We start from the raw sequence: 14,075 nt of genomic DNA on the forward strand, positions 1-14,075 counted from the left end.
GTCGAAAACTCGAAGTGACAGAGGAATTCAAACAAAAGATCGCCGCGCTCGTTCCTCACTCGTGATGACGGTTGAAAGGTGGGTTTGTTGTTTGGGATTTATTGTTTCAGATTGCGGGTTTAAAAATTCCCTGATTTCTGCTTCTTATTTCTTTTCTCTCTTCTCTTACCTCTTCCCTATTCACTAAAAAACTACCATTAAACTGAAACGCCACGAATACACGAATATTTAGTTTCATCATTGCGGGGAGGCGAAAGCCGAGGTGGCAATCTGTTCTGGACCAGTTGTGGGACGTGGGTTGTCGGTTTGTTGTTTGGGATTTGTTGTTTCAGGTTGCGGGTTTAAAAATTCCCTGACTACTGACTCTTTATTCTTTTCTCTCTTCTCTTACCTCTTCACTATTAACTCTTCACTCTTCACTCTTCACTCTTCACTAAAAAACTACCGAATAAAAACCGGCTCGTTTTCCTTCTCAGTATGTTCTTCACTGAAACGGTAATCCATATAGTCGAAACCTTTGATATCTTCCAGCGTATTTACGTCTTTGTCTATAATATAACGAACCATAGCGCCACGGGCTTTTTTCGCGTAAAAACTGATGATCTTTAATTTGCCGTTTTTAAAATCTTTAAAAACCGGAGAGATCACCTCAGCTTTTAGTTTTTTGGTGTCTATAGCTTTAAAATATTCGTTGCTGGCCAGGTTGATAAAAAGTTCACCTTCTTCCATTTCCTCATTCAGGAGTTCGGTGACTTTTGGCTGCCAAACTTCATATAGATTATCCTTGCGTTCTATACCTACAGAAGTTCCCATTTCTAATCGATAAGGCTGCATAAGATCCAGCGGTTTTAGCACGCCGTAAAGTCCGGAGAGGATTCGCAAACTATTCTGTAGGCGATCCAGTTTTTCGGTGGGAACGGTATAGGCATCCAGGCCGGTGTAAACATCACCGGCAAAAGCATACATCGCGGGGCGGGAATTCTTTTTGTTGTGTTCTTCCTCAAAATCCTGGTAGCGGGTATAATTAAGATCGGCGAGCTTATCGCTGATGCTCATCAATTCAGAAATCTCATTCTTGGTCATTCTCGCCATCTTGCGATTGAGTTTGGCAGTAGTTTCCAAAAAAGCGGGCTGGGTGCCGCGGGTGGTAGGTAATTTAGATTCGTAATCCAGACTTTTGGCCGGAGAAACAACAATTTTCATAATCGGTGGTTTTTATTCCAAATATAAGTGAAAGCATAGAAAACAGGAAAGCCGTGTTTTATTAGTTTTTTATGGAAGAATAGTTAGGAGTTATTGCGGTTGATAAAATTTTGTTGCTTTACGGAAAACCCTTTTTGATTTCTGAATTAAATGTTAAATTGAGCCTTATAATTTTCAAGCCTAAAAAATAATCTTCTTTATTGAATTAATTTCTAGTAAAATCCCTTTCATGATAAAAGTTGCTTGTGCTATTATAGAACATGAAGGTAAAGTATTGTGCGCGCAAAGAAGCAGTAAAATGCATTTACCAAACAAATGGGAGTTTCCCGGTGGAAAAGTAAAAGAAGAAACTCTTGAAGAGTGTCTCACACGAGAAATTAAAGAAGAACTAGGAGTAGAAATTATAATTTTGGAACAATTACCCTCTAACGAACATAGCTATCCTGAAACAAAGAAAATTCAATTAATACCTTTTCGATGTTCTTTGCAGACCTTCAAAATTATGCTTTTAGAACATTCGCAAGCAGAATGGTTTCCTATTGAAAAATTAAAATCTTTAGATTGGGCTGAAGCAGATATTCCAATTGTTAATTATTATATCAAAAAGTATAAATGAGTTTTGAAACAGGTCTTTACGAGCAGCTAATAACTAAATTAGTTTCCAACAAACTCGAAAATGTAGATTTACAGAAGTTCCACGTTAGCGAAACACCTTTAGATAAGGAAGAAGCTTCTCAATATTTGAGTTCTTATTTGAGTGAAACCATCAAATTTGCGTTGGAGGAAATCAAAGATAAAGACCGTCCGTTAAAACAAATTGAATTATCGAATAAAATTATAAAGCTTTTAGTAGAAGAACTCAAGAGTACAGAATTGTCTGAAAATTTAATTGAAAGCGAAGGAAAGATTTTGCAAGCCGTTTTTTCAAAACTAGATTTTCCATATTCAAACTTAAAAGCCAGGCTGAAGGAAATTACTCCTTACACTCGATTAAGTCAAAGCGAACTATTTACCGGAAACAATGTTGGAATTTCCTTGGAGAGTGAAATTAAAAAAGAAATTCTTTCTGCAGATGAAATATGCTGGCTAGTTTCTTTTATTAAATTTTCTGGAATTCGAATATTTAAAAAGGAACTAGAAGAATTTACCAAAAGCGGTAAAAAATTAAAGATTATTACCACTTCTTATATGGGTGCCACAGATGTAAAAGCTGTCGAATACCTCTCATCGCTTCCAAATACTGAAATAAAAGTTTCCTATAATTCAGAACACGAAAGGCTGCACGCAAAAGCTTATCTATTCTTACGAAATTCAGGTTTTCATACCGGCTATATTGGTTCTTCTAATCTTTCTCGTTCAGCTTTAACTAATGGCCTGGAATGGAACCTTAAAGTTACCACCCAAGAAATAGGTCATATTATAGATAAGTTTCAAAAAACTTTTGAAACTTATTGGGAAGATCCTGAATTCGAATTTTATAAAAAAGGTACAGATAGAGAAAAGCTTAGCACTGCTCTTAAAAGACAGAGTTCATATAATACAAGTCAAATTACCACTTTCTTCGAACTAAAACCATATTCTTACCAAGAAGAAATTTTATCTAAATTACGGGCAGAAAGAGAAATTCACAATCGTAATAAAAATTTATTAGTTGCAGCTACGGGAACAGGAAAGACCGTTATTTCTGCTTTTGATTTTAAGAAATTTAAGAACAAGAATCCAAATTCAAAATTTTTATTCGTTGCGCATCGTAAAGAAATTTTGGTACAAGCTCGTGCTACTTTTCAGCACGTTCTACGCGATGCTAATTTCGGAGAACTTTGGGTAGATGGGAATGAACCAGAAAAGTATGATGAGCTATTCGCATCTGTTCAAACCCTTTACAGTAGGCTGAAAAACTTAGCCTTAGCCGAAGATTTTTTTGACTACATAATTGTCGATGAAGTTCATTACATCAAAGCTGACAGCTATCGTCCAATTTTAAAAAGATTTAATCCAAAAATTTTATTAGGTCTCACCGCAACTCCAGAAAGAATGGATGGTGGTGACATAGCAGAAGATTTTCACAATAGAATTGCCGCGGAAATAAGACTACCTGAAGCCTTAAACAGGAAACTTCTTAGTCCTTTCCAGTATTTTGCACTTTCCGATTCTGTTGATCTTTCTAGCGTTCAATGGCGAGGTAAATACGAAGTAAAGGAGCTTACTAAACTTTATACTGAAAACGATCGGCGTTTAGCGGACATTATAAAGAATTGTGAAGAATATTTAACTGACATTAATGATGTTCAAGCTCTTGGGTTTTGTGTAAGTCAGGAACACGCCAAATATATGGCTGAGAAATTTGTTCTTTCTGGTTTAAAAGCAGATTATCTAGTTAGCGGAAACAGCGGCTCAAGAGATTTGGTTAGAAACAAACTCATCAAAAAAGAAATTAATTATCTATTTGTGGTCGATATATTCAACGAAGGTGTTGATATCCCAAATATTGATACAGTTCTTTTCTTGAGGCCAACTGAGAGTTTGACAATTTTCTTACAACAGCTAGGGCGTGGATTACGCTTAGCTGAAGATAAGGATTGCTTAACGGTACTTGATTTTGTAGGAAATGCTAGGCCAGAGTATGATTTCGAACATAAATTTAGAGCGCTTGTTGGTAAAACTCATACTTCAATAATCACGGAGATCGAGGATGAATTTCCACATCTACCATTAGGATGTTCAATTGTACTAGAGAAAAAAGCTAAAGAAGTAATTCTGCGAAATATTAGGGAAGCTACAGAATTTAGAAGACCTCAACTTCTTCAGAAAATACAGAGTTTCAAACATCACTCCACACTTAGCCTGACACTACACAATTTTTTAGAATTTCACCATTTAGATATTCGTCAAGTTTATAAGAAAGGAAGTTGGAAAAGGTTATGTGCAGATGCTAAAGTAATTCCAGATTTTAATGAGCCTCAAGAGAAAGAATTAACTGCTTGCCTGCAAAGAAAACTTATTCACGCCAATTCTCTCACTTACCTGAAATTCATTAAAAAATTGATTTCTGAAAATATAAATCTTGATTTGTTAAAGAAAGAGGAAGAGGTTATGCTTCTAATGTTTCATTACGACGTTTGGAAAGAAACTGGAACTAATTTAGGCTTCTCAAATGTTAGAGAAAGTATTCGTTCTCTTCTGAAAAATAAGATTATGCTTCAGGAAATGCAGGAGTTCATAGAACATCAAATTGAAAAAATTGAGTTTATAGAAAAAGATATAGATTTGAAATTCGATTTCCCTTTAAAACTTCATAGTAGATATAATAGAGAAGAAATTTTAGTAGCATTAGGTTTGAGTAGCTTTAAGAAGAAATCGTCAAACCGTGAAGGAGTAGCTCAAAATAAAGATTTGAATATAGAAGCGCTCTTTGTAACACTTAAGAAAACTGAAAAAGAATATTCTCCTACCACAATGTATGAAGATTATGCATTGAATAAGAGATTATTTCACTGGCAATCCCAAAACAGTACTGCACCAGACTCTCCAAAAGGCGAATCCTATATTAAGCACCGGAATAAAGGAAAAAAAATACTCTTATTTGTTAGAGAACAAAACGTGGATGAATATGGATTTACCATGTCTTATACCTTTTTAGGTGAAGCAGATTTCGTGAAATCAAAAGGTGCTAAACCAATGAACGTTGAATGGAAACTTCATGAAGAAATGCCTTCTTATATTTTAAAAGAAAGTCAGAAATTGGCAGTAGGATAATATGTCAGAAGAAATTATTTATAAATATTCGAATTATATTAAAAAACTCAACCGTGGTTTTAGCAAAAATCTAGGTAGAGCTCCTCATAAACCAATCCTTCTTCTCTCCATAATTCAGTTAATTGCTAAAGGAGTGATTAAATCAAATAGAATATTTATTACCTCCGAAATTATTCTAGCTTTTAAGCAAAATTGGGAAGAACTTGTACACACTGGTCATTCACGAAATTTCTCTTTACCATTTTTTCATATGAGGTCAGAGCCCTTCTGGTATCTAGTTCCTAAACCGGGAAAAGATATCGTAACCACAAGTTCTAAAAGTATCAAAAGCTTTAATAGTTTAAATGAAACAATTGCCTTTGCTGAAATAGATAAGGATTTATTTTTCTTACTTCAACTTCCAGAAAACCAATTGTGGTTCGAGCAGCTTTTAATTAAATCTTTTTTCCCTGATTTCAGAAGTAATTATTCAAGACCAGATAATTATTATGAAGAAGATAAAATTAAAAACGAGATACTAAATGAGCCCAAAGAATACTATCAGAGCCATATTGGCCAATTAAAGGAAACTTTGGAAAAGAGCGATTTTGAAGAAGAAATTTTCGTGCGAGGTGGAATGTTTAAAAAAACTATCCCCAAAATTTACGATTATACCTGTTGTATTTCGGGTTTAAAGATAAATTCTTCTCAAAATGTTCAAATGGTAGATGCATGCCATATTTATCCTTTCAGTATTTCAAATGATGACACAGTAACGAATGGTATTGCATTATCACCAACACTTCATCGGGCCTTCGATCGTGGTCTAGTAACAATTAATTCAGATTTCTTAGTCAGAATTTCACCAACAATAGAGGAAGAAAACTCTAGCTTTCCTCTCTCAGCTTTTGAAGGAAAACAAATTTTATTACCAGAAAATGAAAATTGGTTTCCATCACTGGAAGCTTTAAAATGGCATAATATGGAAGTTTTTATGCTGTAATTTTAAAACTTTTATAAACCAATTTCCGTAAAAGCGTTCCTAAACCATCTATTGCTTTAAAATTCCTCGGTTTTTCAACAAAAACAACAAAGTTACAATACGTGAATGCACCTATAATTCACTTAATATCCTCTCTGAAAGTTTTTTAAATTATCTTTTCTTGTCTTTTATTTATTAGAACATCTATAAAGCATTTCGATTTGGATATGATGAAGCATATTTTGAAAACTAAATATCTAGAGAGTCCTAGTAGTACTTTTCTGATCGATTTAATAAAGCACCCTAGCGGCAAAGAATATCTAGAAATAACTCAAACAATTCAGAAACCAAATTTTCAGACACAACATATTAAAATTAATCCCGATATACTTCCAGAGTTAATAAATATACTTCAAGAATTAAGTAATAATTCCAGAGTAAAACCTAAAAAAATAAAACGATGGATATGGAAAGAAGAAATCCAACAAAAAATTGCAAAATCATACTTAATTGGGGTTTCTTCAAAAGATTTAGCAATGCAATATGGCACGAAGCCCGATACGATTGAAAAAATTTTAATTAATAAAAATATAACGCTAGCTTCTAATAAACCGCCTAAAAGATTTTGGCGTCTCAAAGGAAAAAAATAATTAATTATAATGATATTACGCAAGCTATAACTTCCTACCCTTTAAAAAATTAAGCAATCCGAAATTAGAATAATAACGAACAAACCTTCCTGCGTTAGGGATTGCAGTGGAAATCCTTTTTGCGAGGTACGAGCAAAAAGATTGCAACGTAAAGCCCGACCCGTTAGGGGAACGCCCAAATAATTATTATCCCTTTTTCTGCTATTCATTTTTATAAAACCACTTTTTTTTTACAAAAACCTTCACCAATGTTCAACCCATCAAAAGCTTCTGTTTTCTTAAATTTCGGCTAAAAATGAGCATCGCTGAAAAGTTTGAATTAGATGAGCGGCAGCAAGACCGCGTAATTGCCATGGCCTGGGAAGACCGCACGCCTTTTGAAGCTATTGAATACCAGTTTGGGCTGGCTGAAAAAGATGTGATAAAATTTATGCAGGAGCAAATGCACCCGCGTAACTGGAGAAAATGGCGCGCCAGGGTGCAGGGAAGAAAAACCAAGCACGCAAAACTACGGGATAACGAGATCTCGAGGTTTAAATCTACTGCGCAACGCCAAATTACCGGCAATAGAATTTCGAAGAAAAAATATTGAAATGCGTTAATTTCAACTGGTTTTTCCTTTTGCAGTTTCTTTTTCCGTATCTTATTGCTTCCTAAACTTTAAGCATATGGCAGGTTCTTCTAAATATCCAAAATTGGTAAAAGCCTTTAGCGGTAGTTTTCTATGGAGAAATTCCGGCGGAATTATCATAGACTATAACGGGCAGTTGCTTAATTCGGCGCATTATCAGTTTAAAAGTTCGGGTGGGAAATTCATTAAAATCAGGTTTAAACGCAAACTCTCTTCGGCTAAAAAATTACCACAATTTATGTGCTCCTGGAAAATGATGACCCAGGTGAATTGTTCGTTGAATTAAGTGTCTTTTCTATAATCCAATACGTTATTATGAACTTGATTCAAAATCTAACAAAATTCAATTCTAGTCAACTTAGACCCTGAAATAAATTCAGGGTGACGGTAGGGACGTAATCCTGAACTGGTTTCAGAGACTGCCTCGATTTGAATTCGGTTCACGTAAGCTACGTCATGCTGAACTTGTTTCAGCATCTAACACGATCTAAATTCTTACCAACCTATACTCTCGATTTCAAAACAACTTAGACCCCGAAATGAATTCGGGGTGACGACAGGAATGTCATGCTAAACTTGTTTCAGAAGCTAATATGATAAAACAAATTCCAAATTAGCAACTAAAATGTATTTTTGAACGATTTTGGCTGAACATATTTTTTAGCTACAAGTCTTCGTAAAGATCCTTCAAGTCTGGATTCATCGATTTTACCAGATTCCATTTCCATTCTTTATGCCAGTTTTTCAATTGTTTCTCCCTGGCGATGGCTTGATGAATTTCTGAAAACTCTTCGAAATAAATTAAAAATTTAAGATGATATTTTCTGGCAAACAATGACCCCATACCGCTTTTATGTTCAGTGATTCGTTTTTTCAAATCTGAAGTCACACCTATATAAATCATTGTTCTGGTAGAATTAGAGAGTATGTAGATGTAGCTATTCTGCATTTATAAATATAAAAAAAGTTTAATTCCTGTTAGACCCCGAAACAAGTTCGGGGTGACGGTAAGATCGTGATTGTGCCCCCAGAGAAAACAGCTGACCCGTTAAAATCCTGTTATTTCAAATTTTCTTAACGCCTTAAGCTTTTAATTACTCCCAACTTGCAATTCAACCAACAAAATAGAACTATGAATTTGAATGATAAAGTAGCCGTGATAACCGGCGCGAGTAGCGGAATTGGAAAATCTATTGCCGAAGAACTTTCGAAAAAAGGCTGTAAAGTGGCACTTGCCAGCCGAAGTGTAGATAAATTAAAAGAAATTGGAAAAGGACTTAGTCAGAGTTTTGAAGTAGAATTAGATGTTACCAGCGACAAAAGTGTTCATGAAGCTTTTGAGAAAATTTACGATCATTTTGGCCGCATAGATATTCTAGTGAATTCGGCCGGAGTAATGCCTCTCACCTATCTTAAAAATGAAAAGCTTGAAGACTGGCTGCAAACCATAGAGGTAAATGTAAAGGGAACGCTGCGCTGTATTCACGCCGTACTACCTGAAATGAAAAAACAAAACAGCGGCCATATTATTAATATTGCCTCTGTAGACGGAAAAGAGATCTTTGAAGGTGGTGCTGTTTACGGTGCTTCTAAAGCCGCAGTGATAGAACTTTCTAAAGCGATGCGTATGGAACTTTCTCCCGACTTTAATATTCGGGTAACTTCTATAGAACCCGGAACAGTAGAAACCAGCCTTAGAGAAGATATCTCTGACGAAGAATTATTAGAAGATAAAGATTACGGTGGTGATGAGCCTAAATTATCGCCTAAAAATATTGCAGATGCCGTGCTTTACGCTACCACACAACCAGATAGTGTGAATGTGAATGAGTTGTTTATAAAACCTTCGGGGAAGAGTTAAAGACCCCTCCGGCCTGCGGCCACCTCCCCTTGTAAATTAAGAAAGGAGCTTTGGATAATTTGGATCAGGGTAATGTTTCCAAACGTCTTCCTGACTAGATGCTTGGTGACGTAAACTTCATGACATGATCCCACGTCATCCTGAATTTATTTCAGGATCTAAGATGAGCTTAATTACACAGTATGGGAGACTTCTTAGCATGTTATACCCCCGACCAAAAGTCGGGGCAGGCTCTGAAACCAGTTCAGGCTGACGTAAACATCTAACTCACTACAACTCCTCATAAAGATCTTTCAGGTCTGGATTTATAGATTTTGCCAGGTCCCATTTCCATTCTTTATGCCAGTTTTTTAGTTGTTTCTCTCTGGCTATGGCTTGATGAATTTCTGAAAACTCCTCAAAATAAATTAAAAATTCAAGGTGATATTTTCTGGTAAATGATGAACCTGTTTCGGTTTTATGCTCTGTGATTCGTTTTTTTAAATCAGAAGTTACACCTATATAAATCATTGTTCTGGTAGAATTGGAAAGTAGGTATATATAGCTCTTCTGCATTCTTAAATATAAAGAAACTTGAGATAAACTTATACCCTGAAACAAGTTAGAGTGACGAATTCAACGTCATCCTGAATTCATTTCAGGATCTAGGATGATTTTGAGTTCTCCACGACTTAGACCCCGAAATAAATTCGGGGTGACGAAAAATATGTCGTCCTGAACCTGCCCGTCCGTTCAGGTGGATTATTTCAGGATCTAGGATGAGTTTAAATACGTTTGATTATGGAACTTCCTAACATGTTATACCCCCTACCAAAAGTCGGGGCAGGCTCTGAACTAAGTTCAGGGTGACGAATTCAACGTCATCCTGAATTCATTTCAGGATCTATGGTGATTGAAGTTCTGAACAAGTTAGACCCTGAAACAAGTTCAGGGTGACGAACACTTCATGAATTGAACCCTCGTCATCCTGAATTTATTTCAGGATCAATCATGATTTTGATTTCTCCATAACTTAGACCCCCGATGATAAATCGGGGCAGGCTCCGAAATAAATTCGGGGTGACGTTAAAAAAGTAAAGGAGATGGTTTACAAAACCTCTTTCTGGTTTTTGGCGTAGTTGCGCCATTTCTCGATACAAGCCTGAATATCTTCAGGTATTTCGGTATTGAAACTCATTGCCTCGCCGGTTTTTGGATGAATAAACCCAAGGGTTTTAGCGTGTAATGCCTGGCGTGGTAAAATTTTAAAACAATTATCTACAAATTGTTTGTATTTAGTAAAAGTAGTTCCTTTAAGAATCTTTTCTCCTCCATAGCGTTCGTCGTTAAACAACGTATGCCCAATATGTTTCATATGCACCCTAATCTGATGCGTTCTTCCGGTTTCCAATTTACAGGAAACCAGGGTTACATAACCAAAACGTTCTAAAACTTTGAAATGGGTAACCGCAGGTTTTCCTTTTTCGGCGTCGTCGTCTTCATAAACCGTGTTTTGTAAACGGTTTTTTGGATGGCGGCCAATATTACCTTCTACTGTGCCTTCATCTTCTTCTACATTTCCCCAAACCAATGCTACATATTCACGCTCGCTGGTTTTATCAAAAAACTGTTTGGAGAGATGCGCCATAGCTTCTTCGGTCTTGGCGATCACTAAAAGTCCGCTGGTGTCTTTATCTATTCTGTGCACAAGCCCGGGGCGATCACTGGAGTTATTTGGGAGATTTTCAAAATGATAAACCAGCGCATTTATAAGCGTTCCGCTATAATTACCGTGGCCAGGATGCACTACCATTCCTGCAGGTTTATTCACCACCAACAAAGTATCGTCTTCGTAAACTATATCTAACGGAATATTCTCTGGTGTAAGTAAAAACTCATAAGGCGGATGCTCAAACATTACCTGCACCACATCGCCGGCCTTTACTTTGTAATTTTGTTTTACCTGCTCTTCGTTAACGTAGATATTACCGGTTTTCGCGGCTTTCTGGATTTTATTTCGGGTTGCGTTTTCAATAAAATTCATCAAGAATTTATCTACCCGCAAAGGTTTTTGACCGGGACCGGCCTCAAATTTATGATGTTCGTATAAAGTCTCGTCCTGTTGCTCTACTTCGTTTTGTTCTTCTTCTTTCATTAAAGTTCAATTTCTTCCTCTTCAGGAGTTGTGGTATCCTGCTCTTCTTCATCCATTTGATACCTACCGGAACCGTCTCCCAATACCAAATCTATGGTAGATGTTTTCATGAGTTCGTCTCCGGGTTCCAGTTTTTTACCTTTGTGTCTTAACTCTAAAACAGCATCTTCAGCAATATCGGGTTTATAACTTACGTCTCCAATTTCAAAGCCTAAAGACCGTAAAGTAGGTTCGGCCTGTCTTCGGGTTCTTCTAATAAGATCAGGGATCATTACTTTTCTATAACCTGAGGGATTTAAAGTGAGGTAGATCTTACGGTTCTCTTTTACGAATTGTCCCGGCTCCGGTACCTGTTCAATTACCGAATAACGAGGAAAGTCGGGATTAAAATTTGCTGAATCCAGAATCTCAAATCTTAAATCTAAGGCTGCAAGTTTATCGTCCACTTCATCCAAAGATTGCTTAGACAGGTCTGGAACAGCGATACGCTGATCTTGATTTGTAGAGTAATCCAGCCATCTTAATGCTAAGAAAGCAATTACTACCACTAAAATGGCAGCAATGATAAGCTGAATTAAAAATGTTTTACTGAAAATAAATTTAAAGAATCCCATACATTTGTTTCTAAGCAGCAAAGATATAAAACCCCTGCTTTTGGTGGCAGATTGTTTGTAGATTTGTTGTGTCGGCTTTGCCGGTTTATTGTTTATTGTTTAAAGTCTATGGTTTACGCGTTATCCGGAGATAATAAAAAACTCTTTGCAAAACCCGTAAATCTTCATTTTTTCATTGAATGTTGATTTATCCCAGGATAATTTAGCATATAGGTTTTAACGCATATTTCTGTTAAAATATTTTTATTAGACAATAAGCTTTATAATTATGTCGATATTATTGAAACAATAAACTAAAAACGCCAAACTCCCCAGATGAAAAAAAAAATTGCCATCGCCATGGGCGGATATTCCAGTGAATATAGAATCTCTATCAACAGTGGAAATATGGTTTACAAACATTTAAACAGGGATTTATACGAACCTTACCGGGTTCATATTTTACAGAAAGAATGGTTTGTAGTGACTGATGATGATACGCCTTACCCGATTAATAAAAATGATTTTACCGTAAAAATAGACGGAAAAACAATTTCTTTCGATTGTGTTTTTAATACTATTCACGGTACGCCGGGAGAAAACGGATTGCTACAGGCATACCTGGAATTAGTGGGAATTCCGCAGACTACCTGTGGTTACTACCAGGCGGCATTAACTTTTAATAAGCGAGATCTTATAAGCGTTCTAAAGCCTTACGGAATAAAAACCGCGGTGAATTATTTTCTGAATAAAGAGGATAAAGTAAATGCTGAAGAAATAGTTGCCAAAGTTGGTTTGCCGTGTTTTGTAAAGGCTAATCGCGCCGGGAGCAGTTTTGGGATCACCAAAGTCAAGACGGAAGAAGAACTTATTCCTGCCACAAAAACCGCCTTTAAGGAAGACGACGAAGTGATTATTGAATCTTTTCTTGATGGCACCGAAGTTTCTGTTGGCGTGATCACTTATAAAGGAAAGGTAAAAGCGCTCCCGGTTACCGAGATTATTTCTGAAAATGAATTCTTTGATTACGAGGCCAAATATTTGGGAAAATCACAGGAGATCACACCGGCGAATATTTCTACGGAAAAAACCAGGCAGGTACAGGAGATCGCTAAACTGATCTATAAGAAACTAAAAATGCGAGGTTTTACCCGCTCTGAATTTATCTTTCATAACGGCGAACCCCATTTTATTGAAATGAATACCACCCCGGGATTAAGCCAGGCAAGTATTTTACCTCAACAGGCTGAAGCAGCCGGTATCACTTTAACCGAACTTTATGGCAGCGCGATTGAGACGGCATTGAAAGTCCCCTAGCCCCCGAAGGGGGAATTCGAAAGGTTCTATAATTGAAAATTATAGGAATTTAATTCGGTGATTTTAAGCCATAGGTTTTCTGATTATACGTAAACGTCATCCTGTCCCGAAGCTTCAGGATTATTTCAGAGCCTGCCCCGATTTTTATCGGGGATCTAAGCATCAAAACAAGTTAGAAGCTGAAACAAGTTCAGCTTGACGCAAAACATATTTTCAGTAAACATCATAGAGATTACTTCACTCCATTCATAATGACGTTCCCAGCTGAGACCTTCTTATTGTATCCCTTGACTAATAGGCTATTTTGATTTTCACCCACATTTATTATTACTATATTTCTTTCAAATTTTGAAATGACTAAATTTAATTTCCCGCCGGAGTTTATACTGAGGAATCGAAGTGCGGGAAAGACAAAAAAGTTTATGGTTTCCCGTCTTAACGGGAAAGACTAAGATATTTATTATGAGAAAAGCAGTATTTCCGGGATCTTTTGATCCTATTACTTTAGGCCATACCGATATTATTAAAAGAGCGCTTCCGCTTTTTGACGAAATTATCCTGGCTATTGGCACCAATTCTAATAAAAACTATATGTTTTCATTGGAGGAACGACTGCGATTTTTAAAGGAAAGTTTTAAAGAGGAGCCTAAAATAACAGTAACCACCTACAAAGGTCTAACGGTAGATTTTTGCAAAGAACAAAATGCCGGATTTTTATTACGCGGATTGCGAAATGCGCAAGATTTGGAGTTTGAAAAAGCTATTGGCCAGACCAATTATAAAATGAGCGGGATAGACACCTTGTTTTTTATCACTTCTTCCGGGAAAAGTCATATTTCTTCTACGGTGGTTCGGGATGTGATTCGAAATAACGGGAATTATGAGTTTATGGTTCCAGATGTGGTAAGGAAAAATTAACGCACTGAGCTTCAATTATCAAACTTTATTTTCAGTAAATTTGCTTTTAGA

At 36.3% G+C, this 14,075-nt stretch carries 15 protein-coding genes; 10 read left to right on the plus strand and 5 right to left on the minus strand.

The genetic code is table 11. The features are described 5' to 3' along the window. Nucleotides 1-187, plus strand: a 187-nt coding sequence (locus B5440_RS15735; protein ID WP_234996381.1) for a hypothetical protein, incomplete at its 5' end; no start/stop codon positions are given. A gap of 254 nt (nt 188-441) precedes the next feature. Here B5440_RS15735 and yaaA read toward each other — a convergent pair. Next, the gene (yaaA, locus tag B5440_RS10850; protein ID WP_070053641.1) at nt 442-1,203 is read right to left on the minus strand and encodes a peroxide stress protein YaaA; all 762 of its coding nucleotides are present in this window, start codon (nt 1,201-1,203) and stop codon (nt 442-444) included. A 229-nt stretch (nt 1,204-1,432) separates the two neighbouring features. On the opposite strand from yaaA, the gene B5440_RS10855 reads away from it, so the two are divergent. From B5440_RS10855 to B5440_RS10880, 6 genes are all read left to right on the plus strand, one after another. Then, nucleotides 1,433-1,819 carry a (deoxy)nucleoside triphosphate pyrophosphohydrolase gene (locus B5440_RS10855; RefSeq protein WP_070053642.1) on the plus strand — a complete coding sequence of 129 codons (387 nt, stop codon included), beginning with the start codon at nt 1,433-1,435 and terminating at the stop codon, nt 1,817-1,819. Further along, the gene (locus tag B5440_RS10860) at nt 1,816-4,959 is read left to right on the plus strand and encodes a DUF3427 domain-containing protein (protein ID WP_070053643.1); all 3,144 of its coding nucleotides are present in this window, start codon (nt 1,816-1,818) and stop codon (nt 4,957-4,959) included. Before B5440_RS10855 ends, B5440_RS10860 begins: the two co-directional genes overlap by 4 nt. Before the next feature lies 1 nt (nt 4,960). Further along, nucleotides 4,961-5,941, plus strand: coding sequence for an HNH endonuclease (locus B5440_RS10865; RefSeq protein ID WP_070053644.1), 981 nt, complete (start codon nt 4,961-4,963; stop codon nt 5,939-5,941). Between the two features lie 206 nt (nt 5,942-6,147). Continuing rightward, nucleotides 6,148-6,570 carry a hypothetical protein gene (locus B5440_RS10870; RefSeq protein ID WP_141728116.1) on the plus strand — a complete coding sequence of 141 codons (423 nt, stop codon included), beginning with the start codon at nt 6,148-6,150 and terminating at the stop codon, nt 6,568-6,570. Nucleotides 6,571-6,865: 295 nt separating this feature from the next. Beyond that, a complete protein-coding gene (locus B5440_RS10875; RefSeq protein WP_070053646.1) occupies nt 6,866-7,162 on the plus strand; it encodes a TIGR03643 family protein in 297 nt (98 codons plus the stop codon). Between the two features lie 76 nt (nt 7,163-7,238). Continuing rightward, nucleotides 7,239-7,487 carry a hypothetical protein gene (locus B5440_RS10880; protein ID WP_070053647.1) on the plus strand — a complete coding sequence of 83 codons (249 nt, stop codon included), beginning with the start codon at nt 7,239-7,241 and terminating at the stop codon, nt 7,485-7,487. 378 nt (nt 7,488-7,865) lie between these two features. Here the strand turns inward: B5440_RS10880 and B5440_RS10885 are convergent, their stop codons facing one another. Beyond that, nucleotides 7,866-8,150 carry a GIY-YIG nuclease family protein gene (locus B5440_RS10885; protein ID WP_070053648.1) on the minus strand — a complete coding sequence of 95 codons (285 nt, stop codon included), beginning with the start codon at nt 8,148-8,150 and terminating at the stop codon, nt 7,866-7,868. A 183-nt stretch (nt 8,151-8,333) separates the two neighbouring features. On the opposite strand from B5440_RS10885, the gene B5440_RS10890 reads away from it, so the two are divergent. After that, complete coding sequence (locus B5440_RS10890; protein ID WP_070053649.1) at nt 8,334-9,062, plus strand: SDR family oxidoreductase; 729 nt, start codon at nt 8,334-8,336, stop codon at nt 9,060-9,062. A 270-nt stretch (nt 9,063-9,332) separates the two neighbouring features. Here the strand turns inward: B5440_RS10890 and B5440_RS10895 are convergent, their stop codons facing one another. From B5440_RS10895 to B5440_RS10905, 3 genes are all read right to left on the minus strand, one after another. After that, a complete protein-coding gene (locus B5440_RS10895; protein WP_070053650.1) occupies nt 9,333-9,617 on the minus strand; it encodes a GIY-YIG nuclease family protein in 285 nt (94 codons plus the stop codon). 532 nt (nt 9,618-10,149) lie between these two features. Continuing rightward, a complete protein-coding gene (locus B5440_RS10900) occupies nt 10,150-11,196 on the minus strand; it encodes an RluA family pseudouridine synthase (RefSeq protein ID WP_070053651.1) in 1,047 nt (348 codons plus the stop codon). Next, nucleotides 11,196-11,810: a PASTA domain-containing protein gene (locus tag B5440_RS10905; protein WP_070053652.1), complete on the minus strand. Its 615-nt coding sequence runs from the start codon at nt 11,808-11,810 to the stop codon at nt 11,196-11,198. The genes B5440_RS10900 and B5440_RS10905 overlap by 1 nt, the downstream gene beginning before the upstream one ends. Before the next feature lie 315 nt (nt 11,811-12,125). Between B5440_RS10905 and B5440_RS10910 the strand changes: the two genes are divergently transcribed. Both B5440_RS10910 and coaD read left to right on the plus strand, forming a co-directional pair. Further along, a complete protein-coding gene (locus B5440_RS10910) occupies nt 12,126-13,106 on the plus strand; it encodes a D-alanine--D-alanine ligase (protein WP_070053653.1) in 981 nt (326 codons plus the stop codon). Nucleotides 13,107-13,568: 462 nt separating this feature from the next. Beyond that, a complete protein-coding gene (coaD, locus tag B5440_RS10915) occupies nt 13,569-14,024 on the plus strand; it encodes a pantetheine-phosphate adenylyltransferase (protein WP_070053654.1) in 456 nt (151 codons plus the stop codon). Nucleotides 14,025-14,075 lie beyond the last annotated feature (51 nt).

It is taken from the genome of Salegentibacter salarius, assembly GCF_900168265.1.
Lineage (GTDB): Bacteria > Bacteroidota > Bacteroidia > Flavobacteriales > Flavobacteriaceae > Salegentibacter > Salegentibacter salarius.